Annotated in this window: 20 protein-coding genes and 2 pseudogenes; 17 read left to right on the top strand and 5 right to left on the bottom strand. The window is 39.5% G+C overall.

All coding sequences use genetic code 11. From position 1 onward, the window contains the following. The first annotated feature begins 71 nt into the window (after positions 1-71). Positions 72-1216: pseudogene (locus tag Q9Q86_RS17340) on the top strand (IS3-like element ISAba14 family transposase). 66 nt (positions 1217-1282) lie between these two features. Here Q9Q86_RS17340 and Q9Q86_RS17335 read toward each other — a convergent pair. Beyond that, entirely contained in the window at positions 1283-1861 is a 579-nt protein-coding gene (locus tag Q9Q86_RS17335; protein WP_228157364.1) for a hypothetical protein, read from the bottom strand. Between the two features lie 686 nt (positions 1862-2547). Between Q9Q86_RS17335 and ureE the strand changes: the two genes are divergently transcribed. The 14 genes from ureE to Q9Q86_RS17265 all read left to right on the top strand — a co-directional run bounded on the left by ureE (position 2548) and on the right by Q9Q86_RS17265 (position 13468). Beyond that, on the top strand, positions 2548-3030 hold the full coding sequence (gene ureE / locus Q9Q86_RS17330; protein WP_005090807.1) for an urease accessory protein UreE: 483 nt from the start codon (positions 2548-2550) through the stop codon (positions 3028-3030). Continuing rightward, complete coding sequence (locus tag Q9Q86_RS17325; protein ID WP_004778087.1) at positions 3017-3682, top strand: urease accessory protein UreF; 666 nt, start codon at positions 3017-3019, stop codon at positions 3680-3682. Before ureE ends, Q9Q86_RS17325 begins: the two co-directional genes overlap by 14 nt. Positions 3683-3700: 18 nt before the next feature. Beyond that, positions 3701-4315: an urease accessory protein UreG gene (gene ureG / locus Q9Q86_RS17320; protein WP_004778085.1), complete on the top strand. Its 615-nt coding sequence runs from the start codon at positions 3701-3703 to the stop codon at positions 4313-4315. A 12-nt stretch (positions 4316-4327) separates the two neighbouring features. Continuing rightward, positions 4328-4900: a HupE/UreJ family protein gene (locus Q9Q86_RS17315; RefSeq protein WP_112987526.1), complete on the top strand. Its 573-nt coding sequence runs from the start codon at positions 4328-4330 to the stop codon at positions 4898-4900. A gap of 34 nt (positions 4901-4934) precedes the next feature. Then, on the top strand, positions 4935-5837 hold the full coding sequence (locus Q9Q86_RS17310; protein WP_004778080.1) for an urease accessory protein UreD: 903 nt from the start codon (positions 4935-4937) through the stop codon (positions 5835-5837). Positions 5838-5996: 159 nt separating this feature from the next. Then, complete coding sequence (gene ureA, locus Q9Q86_RS17305) at positions 5997-6299, top strand: urease subunit gamma (protein ID WP_004778079.1); 303 nt, start codon at positions 5997-5999, stop codon at positions 6297-6299. 19 nt (positions 6300-6318) lie between these two features. Continuing rightward, positions 6319-6627: an urease subunit beta gene (locus Q9Q86_RS17300; RefSeq protein ID WP_004778077.1), complete on the top strand. Its 309-nt coding sequence runs from the start codon at positions 6319-6321 to the stop codon at positions 6625-6627. Between the two features lie 89 nt (positions 6628-6716). Next, positions 6717-7178, top strand: a complete 462-nt coding sequence (locus Q9Q86_RS17295) for a GNAT family N-acetyltransferase (RefSeq protein ID WP_108563965.1) — start codon at positions 6717-6719, stop codon at positions 7176-7178. Between the two features lie 11 nt (positions 7179-7189). Then, on the top strand, positions 7190-8890 hold the full coding sequence (gene ureC / locus Q9Q86_RS17290) for an urease subunit alpha (protein WP_112987527.1): 1701 nt from the start codon (positions 7190-7192) through the stop codon (positions 8888-8890). Positions 8891-9302: 412 nt separating this feature from the next. Next, positions 9303-10265, top strand: a complete 963-nt coding sequence (gene puuE, locus Q9Q86_RS17285; protein ID WP_000127611.1) for an allantoinase PuuE — start codon at positions 9303-9305, stop codon at positions 10263-10265. Positions 10266-10407: 142 nt separating this feature from the next. Continuing rightward, positions 10408-10911 (top strand): 2-oxo-4-hydroxy-4-carboxy-5-ureidoimidazoline decarboxylase, encoded by a 504-nt coding sequence (gene uraD / locus Q9Q86_RS17280; RefSeq protein WP_001177702.1) that lies wholly within the window; start codon positions 10408-10410, stop codon positions 10909-10911. Continuing rightward, positions 10908-11228 carry a hydroxyisourate hydrolase gene (uraH, locus tag Q9Q86_RS17275; RefSeq protein ID WP_000625767.1) on the top strand — a complete coding sequence of 107 codons (321 nt, stop codon included), beginning with the start codon at positions 10908-10910 and terminating at the stop codon, positions 11226-11228. Before uraD ends, uraH begins: the two co-directional genes overlap by 4 nt. 35 nt (positions 11229-11263) lie before the next feature. Then, positions 11264-12625: a nucleobase:cation symporter-2 family protein gene (locus Q9Q86_RS17270; protein WP_000139429.1), complete on the top strand. Its 1362-nt coding sequence runs from the start codon at positions 11264-11266 to the stop codon at positions 12623-12625. Positions 12626-12751: 126 nt separating this feature from the next. Further along, positions 12752-13468: an outer membrane protein OmpK gene (locus tag Q9Q86_RS17265; RefSeq protein WP_004778009.1), complete on the top strand. Its 717-nt coding sequence runs from the start codon at positions 12752-12754 to the stop codon at positions 13466-13468. A 125-nt stretch (positions 13469-13593) separates the two neighbouring features. On the opposite strand, the gene Q9Q86_RS17260 is transcribed toward Q9Q86_RS17265, so the two are convergent. Continuing rightward, positions 13594-14094, bottom strand: coding sequence for an ureidoglycolate lyase (locus Q9Q86_RS17260; RefSeq protein WP_000250866.1), 501 nt, complete (start codon positions 14092-14094; stop codon positions 13594-13596). Between the two features lie 96 nt (positions 14095-14190). Then, entirely contained in the window at positions 14191-15198 is a 1008-nt protein-coding gene (gene alc / locus Q9Q86_RS17255; RefSeq protein WP_000212598.1) for an allantoicase, read from the bottom strand. A gap of 210 nt (positions 15199-15408) precedes the next feature. On the opposite strand from alc, the gene hpxO reads away from it, so the two are divergent. Beyond that, positions 15409-16566 carry an FAD-dependent urate hydroxylase HpxO gene (hpxO, locus tag Q9Q86_RS17250; RefSeq protein WP_005403788.1) on the top strand — a complete coding sequence of 386 codons (1158 nt, stop codon included), beginning with the start codon at positions 15409-15411 and terminating at the stop codon, positions 16564-16566. Between the two features lie 123 nt (positions 16567-16689). Here the strand turns inward: hpxO and Q9Q86_RS17245 are convergent, their stop codons facing one another. Then, positions 16690-17616 carry a LysR family transcriptional regulator gene (locus Q9Q86_RS17245; RefSeq protein ID WP_005265716.1) on the bottom strand — a complete coding sequence of 309 codons (927 nt, stop codon included), beginning with the start codon at positions 17614-17616 and terminating at the stop codon, positions 16690-16692. A 245-nt stretch (positions 17617-17861) separates the two neighbouring features. Between Q9Q86_RS17245 and Q9Q86_RS17240 the strand changes: the two genes are divergently transcribed. Beyond that, positions 17862-18917: an aromatic ring-hydroxylating dioxygenase subunit alpha gene (locus Q9Q86_RS17240; RefSeq protein WP_005090794.1), complete on the top strand. Its 1056-nt coding sequence runs from the start codon at positions 17862-17864 to the stop codon at positions 18915-18917. 56 nt (positions 18918-18973) lie between these two features. Here Q9Q86_RS17240 and Q9Q86_RS17235 read toward each other — a convergent pair. Next, positions 18974-19531: pseudogene (locus Q9Q86_RS17235) on the bottom strand (IS5-like element ISAha2 family transposase); the annotation flags it as partial. Positions 19532-19553 lie beyond the last annotated feature (22 nt).

Genomic DNA, 19553 nt, shown 5'->3' with positions numbered 1-19553 from the left:
TGGATCCGGAAATTTGAACAACTGCTATAAGTGATATTCTGCTCCTCAAATGATGTTATAAACATCAATATATGGAGTATTTTATGGCACGTAGACCAAGAAGAAATCATTCAAATGATTTTAAAGCTAAGGTAGCACTTGCTGCGATTAAAGCAGAAAAAACACTTGCTGAATTGAGTTCTGAGTTTGATGTTCATCAAAACCAAATTATTGACTGGAAAAATCAATTAATCTCAGCTTCCTCGCAAGCTTTCGATCAATCAAAAGCTCCATCAGAACCCCCCATTGATCTTAAAAAGTTACATGCAAAAATCGGTGAGCAGGCATTAGAAATTGATTTTTTAGAAGGTGTGTTGAAGAAACTGGGCCGCTTCAACCACAAAAGTTAATCGACGACTCACTTCAGATTTCAGTATCTAAGCAAGCTAAGCTGCTGAAAGTCTCCCGTGGTTGTTATTATTATCGCCCAAAACCTGTTAGCTCATCAGATCTGAAACTGATGCGGTGTATTGATGAATTACATATGCAATATCCTTTTGCAGGCAGCCGTATGATGCGTGATTTGTTGAATCGTCAAGGGCATCATATAGGACGACGTCATACACGTACTTTAATGAAGAAAATGGGTATTCAGGCGTTATATTGCAAACCAAATTTAAGCCAGGCGAATCAAGCTCACCGTAAATATCCATATCTGCTCTAAGGGTTGGCTATTCAGCGCAGTAATCAAGTGTGGTCTACGGATATAACGTATATCCCTATGGCAAAAGGCTTTGTTTATTTATGTGCTGTGATTGATTGGCATAGCCGCAAGGTACTTGCGCATAGGGTATCGATTAGTATGGAGGTGGATTTTTGTATTTCGGCTTTAAATGAAGCGATTGAAAAATATGGTCGACCTGAAATATTGAATACAGACCAAGGCAGCCAGTTCACCAGTGATGCATTTATTGATGTATTGAAATCAAATGGCATTCAAATCAGTATGGATGGTAAAGGTCGATGGGTAGATAATGTGATGGTTGAACGATTATGGCGGAGCGTTAAATATGAAGAGGTGTATCTCAAAGCTTATAGCAGTGTCACAGATGCGAAAAAGCAATTGAGTGCATATTTTGAGTTTTATAATCTGAAACGACCTCATTCGAGTCTAGACAAAATGACACCAAATGAGTTTTACTATGATCAGCTACCCCAACAAAACAAGGTGGCTTAACTAGAGTGGAATATCACTTATAAATACGCTTTTAGTTGTTCAAACAAGTGGGACCACCTCTGTTTTTCAATTTTCATGGTCTAAACTCCAAAATTGTGATGCGCATGGTTGTACGCTCGTGAGTGCTTTACATTTATTTTTGAGTGCTTGAATTCGTAGGTCGTGAGTGCCGTTGATTTGCTTCTGGCGATAAAGTAGCTGATTACGACTGCAATCGATTAACTTAGCGAGTAGGTCTCGAGAAAGACTGCATCTGGGTTTGTCATAAAGCTTTTGATTCACATCGTAAATTGCTTGTTTCGATAGAGACTGATTTAAGTTATGAAGTAGCTTATCGGGATTAAGAGCCTGTGGATTGATCTTGAGCTCAGTCATCAACTTAAAGAGTGTGTTGCTGAGTTGATATTGAACCTGAATGAGGTCTACATCAGCTTCTACAATGCTTCGAGCTTTGATTCGAATATTTTGTTGTTGTGCTATATAAACAAGAAGAAAGTTATCTGTTGCGAATAACTCAGCTGGAGCAGGTGCAGTAGCAGATATTAGGCTCACGTCATGTTGAAAGTGTGTTGGCAGTTGCGAGGCATTTAAAATCTGAGCGTAGCTTTGGTAAATTTTGAACAGAGGCGGGTAAGGACGGATCATGACCTCCTTTGTATAAAACGGTCTTTTATTGGCTAGCTGAGAATTTGCTTTTGTAGGCTTCATTTATTCGCCCTCCTGATTTTTTTAACTTAGATCAAGAAGTACAAAAAACTTTTAATTTTTATAAAAAGATCAAGAAAGTGGTTATAAATGTGGGCGGTTTTTGATGAATTTGAGAGGCTCAAAGCGGGTGGGAAATAGGGTGTATTTGGAATTTTTATTTTAAGTTATTGATTTTATTTGATGTGAATGTGGCTGGTTTCTTCGTGTTTTGTATTATCTCTGTGGTAGTTTAAATATGGCCCAAGGTATTGATGATGCTTTAGTAGAAATTTTAGGTGCTAAACAAATTAATGCCTTACGTAAGGCCGGTCACTACCGACGAGATGTGTATTAATGCTTAGCTAGATTGGCATAAATTCTATTTCTACAATCCTCCATCGATGGGGGGATTTTTTTATGGCCATCTGAATAATTATCGGCAATCACATATTTTTTAATAATTAAGATGTCTTGCACGAAGCAAATTTCAAAATAATTAGATAGACACGGCAAAAATAAAACGCTTGGCAAAATAAGATTGGCATGAATAGTGCATTATTTTAATGCAAATCATTCATTTAATGCTGAATTTAGCATCAATTTAGTTCACGAATCACGATAAAAGAAATTGAGATTGGGTATTTATGAAAATCTATACGGAAAGACTTGAGGGTAATGTCGTACAAGAAAATGTTGAGATAGTTGAACTGACATTTGATACACGACAAAAGAGCCGTTTTCGTGCAACTTTAGCTAACGGGCACGATATTGGTGCAGATTTACCCCGTACCGGCATTTTAAGGCACGGTTCATATATCGCAACTCAAGAGGGTGATGTACTGCGTGTCGATGCCAAAGCAGAAAAACTCATGAAAGTAGAAGCACCAAGCAGCTTTGATTTATTAAAAGCAGCGTATCACTTAGGTAATCGTCACGTCCCTTTAATGCTCACACCAACGGCGCTGTATTTTGAGCCAGATCATGTATTGGCTGAAATGATAATTGGACTTGGTTTAACGGTATATGAAACCATGCATCCATTTGAGCCTGAAAGCGGTGCTTATGCACAGCATCAGCATGATCACAGATTAAGCCCAATTAAGGCTTTGCATCATGTTCACACCTAATGCTTCACAGCTTTTAAGTCTGTTGACTTTGTCCTCAACGGCACTACCAATTGGGGCGTACTGTTATTCTCAAGGGGTAGAAAGTGCGATTGATCAGAGCTTAATTTTTGATGAAACCTCGAGCATTACTTATTTTGAAGAAGTGCTTGAAATGCTTTTGGTACGGTTTGAGCTGCCCGTTTTGAAACGCCTAATAATATCTTTTGATCAGCCTGAGCAGTTTGAATACTGGGCGCAGTTATATAGAGCAAGTCGAGAAAGCAAAGAGTTATTGGCTGAATCACAGCAATTGGCATTTTCATTAAATGCGTGGATTCGTGATGTGCTGAAAAAGCCTGTGAAATTAAAAAAGCAGATCGGTTTCGTACCCATCTATGCGCATCTTTGTGGGCAACTCGAACTTGATGTTGCAGAGGTTTTGACTGCTTATACCTTTACCGTACTTGAAAATCAGGTGTTGGCTGCCGTGAAAACTGTACCACTTGGACAGATGAGTGGACAACGGATTTTATGGCATGTGCATGGGCTGATTCCAGAGGCAATTGAACGTGCTTTAGCACTGCAAGATGCTGAACTCAGTAGCGCCTTACCTAATTACGCCATGCTCAGTATGGCACACGAAACACAATATTCACGATTATTTAGATCTTAAAAATAAAGGACATTTCACATGACAGAACGTAGCCCATTACGCGTAGGTATTGGCGGTCCAGTTGGTTCAGGTAAAACAGCGCTTACTTTAAATTTATGTCAGGCACTGCGTGAAAAATACAATATGGCGGTGGTGACCAATGATATTTATACCAAAGAAGATTCCAACTTTTTAACACGCCATGAAGCTATGTCACCTGAGCGTATTGTTGGTGTAGAAACAGGTGGTTGCCCGCATACCGCAATTCGTGAGGACGCCTCCATTAACCTAGCGGCTATTGATGACCTGTGCGAAAAATTTGATGGCCTTGAACTGATCATTATTGAAAGTGGCGGTGATAATTTGGCAGCAACATTTAGCCCGGAACTTTCAGATTTAACCCTGTATGTAATTGATGTGGCGGGTGGGGAGAAAATTCCGCGTAAAGGTGGCCCCGGTATTACCAAATCTGATTTGTTAATCATAAACAAAACCGACCTTGCACCAATGGTTGGAGCAAATTTAGATGTGATGGATCAAGACGCGAAACGTATGCGCGGTGAAAAACCTTTTCTATTTTCCAATATGAAAACTAAAGATGGCTTAAATGACATCATCAGCTTTATTGAGAAACAAGGTTTGTTTAAAGCATAAGGGGCATCCACTATGAAGTTATTATTGCAAAGAATTACCTTCACATCGTTGGCATTCTTTCCCTTGGTAGCAATGGCGCATTCAGGCCATGAGCATAGCCATAATAGTTTTATCAGCGGTTTTGTGCATCCATTTACAGGGCTTGATCATCTAATGATGGCGTTAGCATTTGGCGTATTGATTTGGACTGCACACCAGCGCTGGAAATGGGCCGGATTATTCGGTTTATCTGCCGCAATGATTGTCGGTTTTATGATCGGTGCACAATTCAACTTAGCAACAGCAATTGCTGAAAACGGCATTATTGCGTCGTTAATTGTATTGGCTGTTGCTCTTTGGACCAAAACCAATAAAGCCGTTCCTTTTATTGCTGCACTTTTGGCCGGTTTTCATGGCATCGCACATGGTACGGAACTTGGCCAAAACGGTCAGGCAGTTTTACTGGTCGTTGGTATGGTTACAGCGATGGCATCTATATACGTATTCGGTTTGCTCGTCGGCGCATTTATTCAAAAATATGTGCCTTATGGTAAGCAAATGATTGGTGCTTTGACAGCTATTGTTGCTGTAATTGGTTTAGCTTGATGCCTCATTCATCTCAAATAATAGGGAGATGCAAATGAATGATCTGGTATTAAGCGAAACAAAATTTATATCGACACAACAGCAGCATAACAGCCAACTGTGGTATGCCTGTTTGGAACTTGGTTTTGCCTATCAAGTACAGTCAAATCGAACCGTATTACAGCATCGCAAGCATCATGGGCCTGTACGCGTTCAGAAGATGTTGTGGCCTGAAAAAACTGGTATTTGCCATGCAATTATTGTGCATCCACCAGCAGGAATTGCTGGCGGAGACCATCTGACTTTTGATATGAAAGTTGAGGCGAATGCGCATGCGTTAGTTACCACGCCCGGTGCAGGGAAATGGTACAAAACCAATGGCAAGCAAGCCTATCAGCATATTCATATACATGTCGCAGCACAGGCGACATTTGAATGGTTACCGCAAGAAACCATGCTTTTTGATGGTGCCAATGCAGACTCTGAAACACATATTCATCTAGATGAAATGGCCAGTTTTATTGGGTGGGATATGTTGGTCATCGGTCGACAAGCACGTGGTGAAATTTTTCAGCAAGGGCAATACCAAAGCAAATTTAGGCTGTATCGTGCAGACAAATTATTGGTTGCAGATAGTTTAAATTTTAAGGGGCAGGATCGGTGGCTTACATCCTGTTTAGGTATGAATGGACATGCTGTGATGGGAAGTTTCTGGGCAGTAGCACCATCGCGTTTAAGGCAAACAACATTACTGGCTGAACATATCGAATTAATCCGTGAATTGATTATGCGGATGAATCTAGCGGTGACTTTAACCCTGTTAGATGATGTGATTTGTGCACGTTATTTAGGCGATGATGTACGTGAATGCCATGATGCTTTTGCAGCAGTCCGTGCCCGTTTAAGACGCTATTGGTATGACCTAGCAGAAGAATTCCCACGGATTTGGCGCACTTAAGTTTTGCCATCATTGGAAAGTAGATAGGTCTAGCAAGATTAATAGATTAAGTGTTCATTTTACCTTTGGGTTAGGACACTAAAAATCAAAACGTGCGAGAGCGAAAGAAGAATTTGCACGCATTTTGCATTCTACATTTTAGAAGATTAGGAAATTGTTATGGAACTTAATCCAACTGAAAAAGATAAATTATTAATTTTTACCGCAGGCCTTGTTGCTGAGCGTCGTAAAGCGCGTGGATTAAAATTGAATTATCCAGAATCAATTGCATTTATTTCAGCAGCACTGCTTGAGGGCGCACGCGATGGCATGTCCGTGAGCGAGTTAATGCATTACGGCACAACCTTGTTAAGTCGTGAAGATGTCATGGATGGTGTCGCGGAAATGATTGCAGAAGTGCAGGTCGAAGCTACTTTTCCAGATGGTTCAAAGTTAGTCACAGTTCATCAACCCATTGTCTAATAAAAATAAGGAGTAAGCCATGATTCCTGGTGAAATTATTACGCCTGATTCAGACATTGAAATGAATGTCGGACGAGAAACACTGAAAATGCGTGTTGCTAATGCAGGCGATCGACCAATTCAAGTCGGTTCTCATTTTCACTTTGCTGAAGCCAATGATGCTTTGCAATTTAATCGAGAGCAAGCTAGAGGCTATCGACTCAACATCGCTGCTGGAACAGCAGTTCGTTTTGAACCAGGCCAAAGTCGAGATATCGAATTGGTTGCACTTGCAGGTAAACGTGAGGTGTATGGGTTTGCAGGGCGTGTTATGGGTAAATTGGATTAACTATTTTTATGCTCAAGTGTCTTGTTGAACAATTAAATTATTGTTAGTAATAAGTTCAATAAGTACATGAAAAAGCATAAGAGAATTAAATGTTAATAATGAAAATACGCCCAGCAACTGTTGATGATGTTGAAGCCATCGCTGCTGTTATTGAACCTTTTGTCGATTATGTTGTCATGACTGAAGAAGGACGTGAACGCTTTAAACCTGATATGTTGAAAAACATCTTCCAACAACCACTTATTCATTATTTTGTGGCAGAAATTAATGAAGAAATCGTTGGGAATTTGGCGTATATCGCTCCATCTCATGTCATGCATTATTTCTTAAAAGCTGAATATCACGGTCAAGGTTATGGTCGACAAATGTGGGACTTTTTAGAGCAAGAAATACTTAAAAATGATCCCGATATAATCACAATAAATTCAAGTCATTATGCACTCGATATTTATAAAAAATATGGATTTGAAGTGGTCGGTGCGCTAACGGAGAAATGGGGTATTCAATTTATTCCGATGCAAAAGCTGCTAAAGCCAAAAAATCTAGAATAGGAAATATATTAATGAAAATGTCTCGCCGTGCTTATGCGGAAATGTTTGGCCCTACAGTAGGTGATAGAGTTCGCTTAGCTGATACAGAATTGTTTATTCAAGTTGAACAAGACCTCACGACTTATGGTGAAGAAGTTAAATTTGGCGGTGGCAAGGTCATTCGCGATGGTATGGGACAGTCACAATTATTGTCTGATGAGGTCGCTGATACCGTCATTACCAATGCTTTAATTGTCGATTGGTGGGGTATTGTCAAAGCCGATGTTGGACTTAAAAATGGTCGTATCTGGAAAATAGGTAAAGCAGGTAACCCTGATATTCAACCTGACATTACAATTCCTTTAGGTGCAGCAACTGAAGTCATCGCAGGTGAAGGACAAATCTTAACGGCGGGAGGGATAGATACTCACATTCATTGGATTTGCCCACAACAAGTTGAAACAGCACTAATGTCAGGCACAACTACAATGATTGGTGGTGGTACAGGCCCCGCCGCAGGAACATCTGCAACCACAGTAACTCCAGGCCCATGGCATATTGCGACCATGCTACAAGCTATTGATGATTTACCTATGAATATTGGTCTGTTAGGTAAAGGCAACTTGAGTCAGCCAGAACCAATCGCTGAACAAATCAAAGCCGGTGTGGTGGGTTTAAAATTACATGAAGACTGGGGATCGACGCCAGCCGCGATTGATAACTGTCTAAGTGTGGCGGATCAATACGATGTACAAGTTGCCATTCACACAGACACACTAAATGAAAGTGGCTTTCTAGAAGAAACCTTAGCAGCATTTAATAACCGGACCATCCACACTTACCATACTGAGGGTGCGGGCGGTGGTCACGCACCAGATATTTTAAAAGCAATTGGTCAACCCAATGTTTTACCATCTTCAACCAATCCCACACGTCCATATACCGTCAATACCATTGATGAACATTTAGATATGTTGATGGTTTGCCACCATTTAGACCCTGCAATTTCTGAAGATGTTGCTTTTGCTGAAAGTCGGATTCGCCGTGAAACTATTGCTGCAGAAGATATCTTGCAGGATATGGGCGCAATTGCCATGATGTCTTCCGACTCGCAAGCGATGGGGCGTGTGGGTGAAGTAATATTACGTACTTGGCAGACAGCACATAAAATGAAAGTGCAACGCGGCCCACTCGAAGGTGATAATCAAAATCACGATAACAATCGTGTGAAGCGCTATATTGCTAAATATACGATTAATCCTGCCATTACCCATGGATTAAGCCATGAAGTTGGTTCGATTGAAGTGGGTAAATTAGCCGATATTGTTTTATGGAAGCCTGCATTTTTTGGTGTTAAGCCCTCGATGATTATTAAAGGCGGAATGATTGCAGCTGCGCCGATGGGTGATATTAATGCTTCAATTCCAACGCCACAGCCTGTGCATTATCGTCCGATGTTTGGCGCTTACCCTCGTGGCGTACATAACACCTGCATTACCTTTTTATCGCAAGTGGCAATAGAGCAAGGCGTACATGAACAATTGGCTTTAAAGAAGTTGATTAGTCCTTGTAAAGCCACGCGTAATATCTCGAAAGCAGATATGAAGTTAAATACTTATTGTCCTGTAATGGAGGTTGACCCTGAGATTTATGAAGTACGTGCAGATGGTGTGCATTTGACTTGTGAGCCTTCGGAAGTGTTACCAATGGCGCAGCGTTACTTCTTATTTTAATCATTTCCAAAACACTATTTCACAAAGCCTTTCTGAATATGAAAGGCTTCTCTTTTTTAAATTTTAGGGCTTTGTTGCATAAATATGTAAGCATCTGATTTAAATAAATTTAATTTTGGATCAAAAAACAATCAAAACTTTTAAAATCATATAGTTATGAAATCGTTGTGCAACAAAGCCATTCTAAAGTAAAAATATTAATAATTTTTTTATGTTTTGTATTCATTAGACAGTCCAAAGAAAAAATATTTTTTAGATATTAAATTTATAAAGTTAGATGCTCAATATGCACGCGTCATCAGTTGTCGTTCCTTTAGAAAGGAAATAAAACTTGTATACTAAGTTTTGGCGCACTAATTGCATAATTCATTCTATTTTTTGACTGTTTGATATAACAAATTAGGAAGTGGATGTGACAGCAACATATTTACGTGGGCAAGATCTGATAGACCAGATTCAACAACAAGACTATTCCAGAGATCTGATTGGCTATCATGGAGAACCACCCAAAGTGGAATGGCCAAATGGTGCTCGTGTCGCGGTTCAGTTTGTATTGAACTATGAAGAAGGCGGTGAAAACCATGTAGAACATGGTGATGCAGGTTCAGAACAGTTTTTGTCAGATATTATTGGCGCGGCCAGTTTTCCAGACAAACACATGTCGATGGATTCCATGTACGAATATGGCTCACGAGCGGGCTTTTGGCGCATTCACCAAGAGTTTAAAAAACGCCAACTCCCCATGACCATTTTCGGTGTGGGTATGGCTTTGGCACGCAATCCTTACATTGTGGAAGCGATTAAAGCAGCCAATTATGATGTCGTATCGCATGGTCAACGTTGGTTGCATTATCAAGATATGCCAATCGAACAAGAACGCCAACATATGGATCAAGCTATTAGCGTGCTTGAAACGCTATTTGGTAAAACACCAATCGGTTGGTATACCGGACGTGATAGCCCGAATACTCGAAAATTACTTGCTGAATTTCCTCAGATTCAATATGACTGTGACTATTATGGCGATGACTTACCATTTTGGAGCACAGTGACGAATGTAGATGGTGCAACACGTCCGCATTTAATCATTCCATATACACTTGAAAGTAATGATATGAAGTTTTGCTCGCCGGGTGGTTTTAATAGTGGTGAGCAATTTTATCAATACCTTAAAGATGCCTTTGATGTGTTATATGCCGAAGGTGAAACTGCGCCAAAAATGCTATCTATTGGTATGCACTGTCGTATTTTAGGGCGACCAGGACGCTTTAAAGCACTACAAAGATTCTTAGATTATGTGCAATCGCATGAAAAAGTATGGGTTTGTCGTCGTGCCGATATTGCAGAACATTGGATAAAACACCATGCACCGTAATAAAAAAAATAAAGAAGAAAGAGAGGCTTAGCGCCTCTTTTTTGTGCCTATAAAAAGCAATTTGTCTAAGAAATAAGGGATTGGCATTGATATTGCAAAACATGTTTTGAACGAACATTAAATATTTTTAGGCGATTTAATAGTGCAACTTGTTGAATTTAATCAAGCATCCGAAGCCGATGTAAAAACATTTTTAAAGCACTGTGTGCAAATTGAAAGCTGGGCGAATGAGCTGCTCAGTCAGCGTCCGTATGCATCATTAGACAGTATTTTGGAATACGCGGCTCAAGCTGCTCGTACATGGTCGTGGGAAGAAATTAAATCTGCTTTAGATAATCACCCGCGTATTGGTGAAAAAAAAGCCCAAGCTGAACTTTCTGAATTAGAAAAGAATTTTTCCAACCGTGAACAATCCGCTATTTCAGCCGATGAAGAAACACAAATGGCATTGCTCAAAGGCAACATCGCTTATGAAAAAAAGTACGGCTATATCTTCTTAATTAAAGCTTCAGGCTTAAGCAGTGAAAATGTATTACAAGCATTGCAGTACCGTCTGCTGAATAATCCAGAAACTGAAAAGCGTATTGTCCATCATCAATTGGCTGAAATTGCCTTATTAAGATTAAAACAGGAGCTAAGTGCATGATCAGCTCACATATTTTAGATACAAATCTTGGGAAACCTGCTGCCAATGTCTTGATTAAATTATTCAATGCAGACGGTATGTTACTTGGTGAAGGGCAAACCAATGCAGATGGCCGTGTGACCGACTTTGGTTTAAGCGAATTTTCTACGGGTAGCTATAGCTTAGAGTTTGCCACAGCGGACTATTTTGAAAGTCTTAATACCGAAACTTTTTTCCCAAAAGCAGTAATTCATTTCTTAGTAAAAGATGCCTCACAGCATTTTCATATTCCTTTGTTGATTAGCCCTTTTGCCTATTCAACATATCGCGGTAGCTAAAAATAGCATCATAAAACGGATCGGGGGATATAAAAATGACAGAACAAAATCAAACAGTTTCACCAGAACATGAATATTTAGGTGCAGGGAAAAGCCTAGCTTATGGCTTACAACATGTATTGACGATGTATGGCGGTATTATTGCGCCGCCACTGATTATTGGTACAGCCGCAGGACTTGAACCTGCACAAATTGGTTTATTAATTGCAGCAGCATTATTTGTCGGTGGTTTAGCCACGATTTTACAAACGGTCGGTGTGAAATACATCGGTGCAAAATTACCCCTAGTTCAAGGCGTATCCTTTGCTGGTGTGGCAACGATGATTGCCATAGTCACTGCAGGTGGTGGGCTTTCGGCAGTATATGGTGCGGTTATTGTTGCTTCATTAATCGGTTTCTTTTTAGCACCATATTTTTCAAAAATTATTCGTTTTTTCCCGCCAATCGTGACCGGCTGCGTGATTACCGTGATTGGTTTGTCATTGCTACCTGTCGCAGTACGTTGGATGATGGGTGGAAATAGCAAAGCGCCTGATTGGGGCAGTGCTGAAAATATTAGTTTGGCTTTTCTAACTTTAGCCATTGTCATTGTGCTGAATATTACTCGAAACGCTACAATTCGTCGTTTATCCATCTTATTAGCAATTGTGCTAGGTACAGTGCTGGCATATGCGATGGGCTTTGGCGATTTCTCAAAAGTCGCAAATGGCAATTGGATTCAATTCCCAAGTTTCTTTGCCTTTGGTATGCCAACATTTGAACTGAGTGCCATTATTGCCATGCTAATTGTGACATTGGTGATTATGACTGAAACTACAGCTGATATTATCGCTGTTGGTGAAATTGTCGGTACCAAAGTCGACGCTGAACGTATTACCAATGGGCTACGTGCCGATATGCTTTCAAGTGCGGCAGCACCAATATTTGGCTCATTCATGCAAAGTGCCTTTGCACAAAATGTAGGCTTGGTCGCGATTACTGGTGTAAAAAGCCGTTTTGTTGTTGCAGCGGGTGGCTTAATTTTAGTTGTATTGGGTATTTTACCAATTATGGGCCGTTTGATTGCTGCAATTCCTGTACCGGTATTGGGTGGCGCAGGTTTGGTATTGTTTGGTACAGTGGCTGCAAGTGGTATTCGTACTTTAGCTAAAATTGATTATAGTGAGCAAAAGAACCTAATCATTGTTGCTACAGCAATTGCCGCAGGTATGATTCCAATTATTGATCACTCATTCTATGCGAACTTCCCAAAATGGGTACAAACCCTGTTCCATTCAGGTATTAGTTCAACGTGCCTCATGGCCATCGTATTAAATATTGTGTTTAACCATCTAAACTTTTTTAAAAGTAAAGAAGTGAATAAAACCAGCAATATTGTTATAGATAGTCATCACTAAGCTATTCAAAATAAATAAAAAAAGCTCACATTAATGTGGGCTTTTTTTATTAAAAAATCTAATATTGGCTTTGTTTTTGCTAAATAAATTACTCAAAACGTATTTATCGCTAGGAAAAACAATTTAATGAAATTTATGCCTCTTTCAGCTGCAATTCTATGCACTATTTCAGCCAACTCTATCTTTGCAGCCCCAATCTGGCAAGACTTCAGCATTACCGGTCTATATGGCACCGACTATCAGCTCATTGCAAAAGAAGACAAACAAACCACTGTGACATTTGAATACGCGTCAAAGCTTAAATATGGTGATTTCTTCATTTTTGCCGACCGTACACATAATGACGTCGGCGATCAAACCTATTTTGAAGCATCACCACGATTGAGTTTAGGCGCTGTAACGGGTAAAGAACTTAAATTTGGCCCTGTAAAAGATGTATTGCTTGCAACCACTTGGGAAGCGGGTAGCAACATGGATAATTTTCTCTATGGTATTGGCTTAGACTTTGATGTGCCATATTTTCAATATGCAAAATTAAATTTATATAAAGTGAATAATGATACTAAAGCTGATGACTATCAAATGACGCTTACCTATGCCATACCTTTTAAAATTGGCTCAGAATCTTTCTTAGCAGATGCTTTTCTGGATTGGTCAACTGCGGAAAAAGGCTCAGCCAGTGAGATGAACTGGACCAGTCAATATAAATGGAATGTGGGGCAACATATTTCCCCAGATACACGCCTGTATGTAGGCGTTGAGCATTCAGTTTGGAATAATAAATATAATATTAAAGGTAAAGATGAAAATAACGTCAGTGCGCTAGTGAAATATCACTTCTAATTGATTCGTTAAAACCGTACATCGTTACACAACATACTGCACAAGACTTAAAAGCCCCACGGATGGGGCTTTTAATTTCTGAGACAATTTTAAATTGAGGTTTCAATTTCAATGATAGTTTAAATTTATGCCACGATATTGAGTACTTCATTAAACTGATAAACATCACAATTATGTCCAATACCAATACGATCAACCACGGCAAAGTTACTTGGCGCCTCTAAAGTTAATAGAGGGTGATGCCATGTACCTGCATGGTAGTTAACACCTTGTGTACCATCTGAAATAAAAGCACAGAGTTTTGAAATATCAGGCGTTTGATCATCCAATGCAGGTGCCACCACAATTAAAAAAGCCTGACCTTGCATCGGGATAAAAGCTTGTGAGCCATTCGGATGTCGCTCAAGCATCGAAACCGAAAAAGGAATTTCTGTCTGTTTAATATTACGAAAAATACTAATACCTGCATGTGCTTCACCGAAGATTTCAGTGGTTACAAGGGCATGATAACGCTCGGTATGTGCATCATTGATATGAAAAAAATCCTGTCCTCCGCAGCAAATCACCTCACCAAAAGGGGCAAAGTTTTCAATGCTCAGGGGCTGTAGCTGAATTGTTTGAACCATGTGTAATTCTTTTATTGTCTATATCAAGTGTAGGAGAAGAAGGATAAAACCACAGTACTTATCCTTCTCGATGTAGAAAGTATTCAAGCTTTCAATTTAGCTTTTGGTTTTACCCCACAAACGAATACGGCTGATACCACCATCTGGAATCATATTAATGCGAATATGCGAGATCTTTTCATGTTGCAAAATTTCGTTTACAAAGCTATGAATATGATCCATTTGCATGTCTTGTGCTTCAAGCAAAAATGGCCAGAACATACTTTGTGGAATTAATTGTGGATCAGTTGCATCTTTAACATATACGGCTTGAATAGAGACTTGGGCTGGAAAGTTGCCTTTAAAGTGTGCCGTATCGATATCAATTTTTTCAATTGCACCAGTTTGACCCAAAGCCAAAATACACCAATCAAAGCCCGGTGCACGACGACGTTTGGTTTCCCAACCATCACCCATATTAATTCCGCGACCTGGGTTAATCAGATTACGTGGATGACCAAAATGTGCATCGCTATAAGCAATTACACGTCCACCATTTTCTAAAGCAACTAAATCAATTGTTGCAGTGTGATCTTGTTGTTGAACGCTCACTTCACCATACACTTTAAAACGAGCAACACCACCATCAGGAAAAATATTTAAACGCACATGAGTAAAAACTTGGTCAGCTGTAATCGGCAAAACATGATGCTGACTTGGGCCAAGTACGTTGTTCTCTAATATGTTCAACCATTCAGCTTGAGCAAGATCGCCATCAGGGGCGTAGCAGGCTTCAACTGAAGCTGAAGCAGGGTAATTCCCAGTGAAGAAGGTAGTGTCAATATCTAAAGCCTTAATATGCCCAGCTACGCCCAATTGAATAATTGCCCAGTCATAACCTGTGTGACGTTTACGGCGCGTTTCCCAACCATCCATCCATTTACCATGGTCATCGAATTTATCTTCAACAAAAATTGGCGCGTCAAATTGAAGCATACGTTTTGCTTCTGCGAAAAATTCATCTGAACATTCAATAATTTTTGCACCAATACGGTCATCTGCCAAATTGGTAAGTGTCTGTAATTGTGCAGGAATATCAAAATCGGGTGCTAATAAAGTCGCCATATATTAAATCCATTCGCTATTTTCTTTCAAAATTCATGCTTTGCGCTATCGTGCTACAAAAAATTTAATAAACGATAAAAACAAGCATTTACACGCGTTTAGATGCACAGCGTGTGCCAACTTTGGATTTTTTTCAGGGCGCTTTATAAAAAATGGCACGCTTTTAGCATTTTATGACTTAGAAACTTATAAAACACAGGGGAATTATAGATGGAAATTACAATTATTGGTGCAGGTATGGCGGGTCTAACTACAGGCATCGCACTAAAAAAATTCGGACACCAAGTAACCATCTATGAACAGGCAGAACAAATTTTACCGGTGGGTGCTGCTATTTCGTTATGGTCTAACGGTGTGAAATGTCTAAATTATTTGGGTTTGACAGAGCAAGTTGAAAAGCTTGGCGGCAAAATGGATAACCTTGCTTATATTGATGGTCTGACGGGCGATGTGATGACCCAGTTTAGCCTTTATCCATTGATTGAAGAAGTCGGGCAACGACCATATCCGGTATCACGTGCGGAACTTCAGAATATGTTAATGGATGAATTTGGTCGTGAAGATATTCATCTAGCTAAGAAAATGATTTCTTTTGTTGAAGAAGGAGAGCGTGTAAAAATTCAATTTGCAGATGGTAGCGAAATAGAATCTGATCTATTGGTGGGTGCAGACGGTACACACTCAATTACTCGTGCCTATGTTTTAGGTGAGCAAGTTGAGCGACGCTATGCAGGCTATGTCAATTGGAATGGTCTCGTTGATGTCTCAGACGATTATGCCGCAGCAGATCAATGGACAACGTTTGTAGGTGAAGGCAAACGTGTTTCACTGATGCCAGTGGCGAATAATCGTTTCTATTTCTTTTTTGATGTGCCGTTAGCTGTTGGTCTTGAAAATGATCGTAGCCAATACAAAGCTTTATTCAAACAATACTTTAAAGGATGGTGTGAGCCTGTCCAAAAGTTAATTGATGCAGTCGATGTGCAAAAGACCAATCGTGTAGAAATTCACGATATCGAACCATTTGCCGATTTTTACAAAGGTCGAGTGGTGATTGTAGGTGATGCAGCGCACAGTACAACACCTGATATTGGTCAAGGCGGCTGCCAAGCGATGGAAGATGCTATCTATTTGGCACGTTCATTGCAAATTAATACCTTAGGTTTACAAGATTCTTTACGTCGCTATCAGAACAAGCGTAATGAACGTGCCAATGAGTTGGTACTTCGTGCCCGTAAGCGCTGTGATGTGACACATATGAAAGATGAAGCGGTGACCCGAGAGTGGTATGAAGAGTTACGTAAAGAACAAGGCAATCATATTATGAAGGGAATTATTAGTAACATTGTCGGTAATCCACTCGACTAAGCTGTAAGACACAAAAAGAAATGTAAAACTAAAAGGTTAGCTTTCAGCAGCCAGTGTGAATATTCACACTGGCTTTTTTTAGCTATTTAGAAACATTAGATTGAAGAGCAAAGGATTAAATGTTTAAGGAAGTTGCTTTAATTGCAATTTGATTTCTTCCATTTTTTCGACCAATAAATTTACCATTATTTGTGAAAGACGAGATGTTTGACGTTTTGAAGCGACGCACAGTGCAATGGTTAAACGATGCATACCTTTTTCACGAATGGGCTTAAATACGATCTTTTTCGAGTTTAAAAGTGGTAATGCATCCATATATGACATTAAGCCAATGCCTAATTGTTGTTGAATTAATGATGTTATCATTCTAATGTCATTACATTCTATCTTTTGTATAGGATTAAATTTGTGATGTTTATAGAGTGTATGTACATAATCACTGATGACTAAGGGCTCACTTGGCATGATATGACGCTCATTTAAAGTGTCAGATAAATAGATTTTATCCATGCCGGCTAAGGTGTGATGTGGTGATAAAACATAGCCTAAAGGAATTTCAATAAAGGATAAGATTTCTAATTGATTGTGACTTTTAGGATTTAAGATAATGCCAAAATCTAATTCTGCATCAATGATTTTTCTCGATATTTCTTCACTGCTATTCATACTGATATTGAGATTAATCCATGGATAGCTTTCAGCCATGCGTTGAATACAATCCACGACAAAACCATCATTTAGGGCAGAAATAAAACCCATTTCAATATTGCCGCGACTTAATCCTTGAATTTCATCAAATCGAATTCGAGTCAGCTGATATTCTTTTTGCCATTTAAGCAAATCAGCATAAAGTAATTCACCTGCTAACGTTAGCTTCAGCCCCTGCGGTAAACGCTCAAATAAAGCAACGCCTAACTCTTCTTCAGCAAGAACAATTTGCCGATGCACTGCAGAGACTGAAATAAAAAGCTGTTCTGCGGCTTTACGTAAACTGCCAGTACGGGCAACAGCCATAAAATATTCAGAAAATCGGGAAAAGGTAATCGACATACAGCTATTCAATCTCACGGGCAGTTTACAAAGTACTTATCCATGCTTAAGCGATTTTCATGCCATAACTTTTGATTTTTTCAATTCATTCTGCTTTTGTGTTCTAAAAAACAGAACATTGTATGCAAATCATTCTAATAGACAGAAATGCTATCCAAACGTATTTTTGACTTAGAAAAGAACGAATTAGCCCTAGTTACATGGCATAAAAGTTCTGCAAATAATGCGAATGTAGAGATTTAAAAATGAATGCGATTCCTGTACTGAATTTATTTACCCAACCACAATGCAGTTCATTTGATGCAAACGATTGGAATATTTTAGCGCAGCATTGGTACCCAGTTGCACGTACACAGGACGTTTCAGAACAACCGCAACAAGTACAATTACTTGATGTGAAAATGGCATTGTATAAAACTGAAAGTGGAAAAATTCATCTCGTGCGTGATATTTGCCCGCATCGTGGTGTGCCATTAACCAAAGGCTGGGTGAAAGGCGAAGAAATTATTTGCCCATACCACGGCCTACATTATAACGGTGAAGGAAAGTGTGTAAAAATTCCTGCACAGCCGGAACTTACACAAATTTCAGATCGTTTTTCACTGACCAAATTTCCAGTTGTAGAAAAATATGGACTTATTTGGACCAGTTTATTTAACCGCGATGTATCGAAAGCCAATTTTCCAGATTTAGACACGTGGGACAGTGAAGAACATCAGTCAATTCTCCCTCCATTTGTCGATATTGCTGGATCAAGTGGCCGTCAGCTTGAAGGCTTTATTGATGTTGCGCACTTTGCATGGGTACATAACCAAAGTTTTGCTGATCGTGAAAATCCTAAAGTACAAAAATATTCGACCGTTCGAACGGATTATGGCTTACATACAGAGTATGTGAGTGATGTCAGTAACTATCCGCATGGCTTACAACATTTAGCACCAGATGATTTTTTATGGAAACGTACTTTCGATGTCTATCCACCATTTTCAGCTATTTTGACTATCGACTTTCCTGAAAATGGCTTACTTAAAATTTTAAATGCGTGCTGTCCAGTTTCGCACAATAAAACGCGATTATTCGTTCCCTTAACTCGTAACTTTGATACTACAGGAGACTTACAGGCAGTTTATGATTTCAATGCACAAATCTTCGCTGAAGATCAGGACATGGTGGAAAGCCAAAAACCAGAAGAACTTCCTTTAGATATTTCAATGGAGGCACATTTTGAGGCAGATCGTTCATCAACCACTTACCGCCGAATTTTGGCAGAGTGGGGATTGAGCAAACGCTATACAGTTTAAAATGGCTTTGTTGCACAAAGATTTAAAAGATAACACTCTGCTCATTTGAACAGAATTCAAGTGACAACTTGGGTATGAGGACGACCTAATTCTGTAAATTTGTTCAATACGGCTATGCGTGCATGAATCTCATTCACCTGACTAGAAAAACTCCTTGCTGTTAATTTATCACCTAATAGTTTGATGCAATGCATCTTGGTTTCAACTAAACTTCGACGATGATAACCAGACCATTTTTTCCAAAGCGTTCTTCCTAAACGTTTAACTGTTTTCAGTAACTCATTCCGCTCTAAAGATCTCAATTTCTGATCTTTCCATGGTTTTGCATTTTTTCTTGGCGGAATGAGCGCATGTGCATCTCGATCTAGAATGACTTGTCTGCAGTGCTTCGTGTCATAAGCACCATCGGTATAGACCGAATCAATTCGTTCATCTAAGGGAATTTGAGCAAGTAAATCACCGAGTACTTGCGAATCGCTCACATTATTTGTAGTAAGCTGTACTGCACGTATTTGCAAGGTTTCAGCATCGATGCCAATATGAAGCTTACGCCATTGGCGACGATATTCAGGTCCATGTTTCTTACGTTTCCACTCACCTTCACCTAGAAACTTTGGTGGTGTTTCAAAAAGTATG

Source organism: Acinetobacter sp. A22 (assembly GCF_030913345.1).
In the GTDB taxonomy this organism is placed as follows: Bacteria; Pseudomonadota; Gammaproteobacteria; order Pseudomonadales; family Moraxellaceae; genus Acinetobacter; species Acinetobacter junii.
This window is presented reverse-complemented; position numbering and strand designations above follow the sequence as displayed.

What these genes read in the sequence shown, in the direction of transcription:
- Q9Q86_RS17335 (WP_228157364.1), bottom strand. Translation starts at nt 1,861, where the DNA reads ATGATCCGTCCTTACCCGCCTCTGTTCAAAATTTACCAAAGCTACGCT.
- ureE (WP_005090807.1), top strand. Translation starts at nt 2,548, where the DNA reads ATGAAAATCTATACGGAAAGACTTGAGGGTAATGTCGTACAAGAAAAT.
- Q9Q86_RS17325 (WP_004778087.1), top strand. Translation starts at nt 3,017, where the DNA reads ATGTTCACACCTAATGCTTCACAGCTTTTAAGTCTGTTGACTTTGTCC.
- ureG (WP_004778085.1), top strand. Translation starts at nt 3,701, where the DNA reads ATGACAGAACGTAGCCCATTACGCGTAGGTATTGGCGGTCCAGTTGGT.
- Q9Q86_RS17315 (WP_112987526.1), top strand. Translation starts at nt 4,328, where the DNA reads ATGAAGTTATTATTGCAAAGAATTACCTTCACATCGTTGGCATTCTTT.
- Q9Q86_RS17310 (WP_004778080.1), top strand. Translation starts at nt 4,935, where the DNA reads ATGAATGATCTGGTATTAAGCGAAACAAAATTTATATCGACACAACAG.
- ureA (WP_004778079.1), top strand. Translation starts at nt 5,997, where the DNA reads ATGGAACTTAATCCAACTGAAAAAGATAAATTATTAATTTTTACCGCA.
- Q9Q86_RS17300 (WP_004778077.1), top strand. Translation starts at nt 6,319, where the DNA reads ATGATTCCTGGTGAAATTATTACGCCTGATTCAGACATTGAAATGAAT.
- Q9Q86_RS17295 (WP_108563965.1), top strand. Translation starts at nt 6,717, where the DNA reads ATGTTAATAATGAAAATACGCCCAGCAACTGTTGATGATGTTGAAGCC.
- ureC (WP_112987527.1), top strand. Translation starts at nt 7,190, where the DNA reads ATGAAAATGTCTCGCCGTGCTTATGCGGAAATGTTTGGCCCTACAGTA.
- uraH (WP_000625767.1), top strand. Translation starts at nt 10,908, where the DNA reads ATGATCAGCTCACATATTTTAGATACAAATCTTGGGAAACCTGCTGCC.
- Q9Q86_RS17270 (WP_000139429.1), top strand. Translation starts at nt 11,264, where the DNA reads ATGACAGAACAAAATCAAACAGTTTCACCAGAACATGAATATTTAGGT.
- Q9Q86_RS17265 (WP_004778009.1), top strand. Translation starts at nt 12,752, where the DNA reads ATGAAATTTATGCCTCTTTCAGCTGCAATTCTATGCACTATTTCAGCC.
- Q9Q86_RS17260 (WP_000250866.1), bottom strand. Translation starts at nt 14,094, where the DNA reads ATGGTTCAAACAATTCAGCTACAGCCCCTGAGCATTGAAAACTTTGCC.
- alc (WP_000212598.1), bottom strand. Translation starts at nt 15,198, where the DNA reads ATGGCGACTTTATTAGCACCCGATTTTGATATTCCTGCACAATTACAG.
- hpxO (WP_005403788.1), top strand. Translation starts at nt 15,409, where the DNA reads ATGGAAATTACAATTATTGGTGCAGGTATGGCGGGTCTAACTACAGGC.
- Q9Q86_RS17245 (WP_005265716.1), bottom strand. Translation starts at nt 17,616, where the DNA reads ATGTCGATTACCTTTTCCCGATTTTCTGAATATTTTATGGCTGTTGCC.
- Q9Q86_RS17240 (WP_005090794.1), top strand. Translation starts at nt 17,862, where the DNA reads ATGAATGCGATTCCTGTACTGAATTTATTTACCCAACCACAATGCAGT.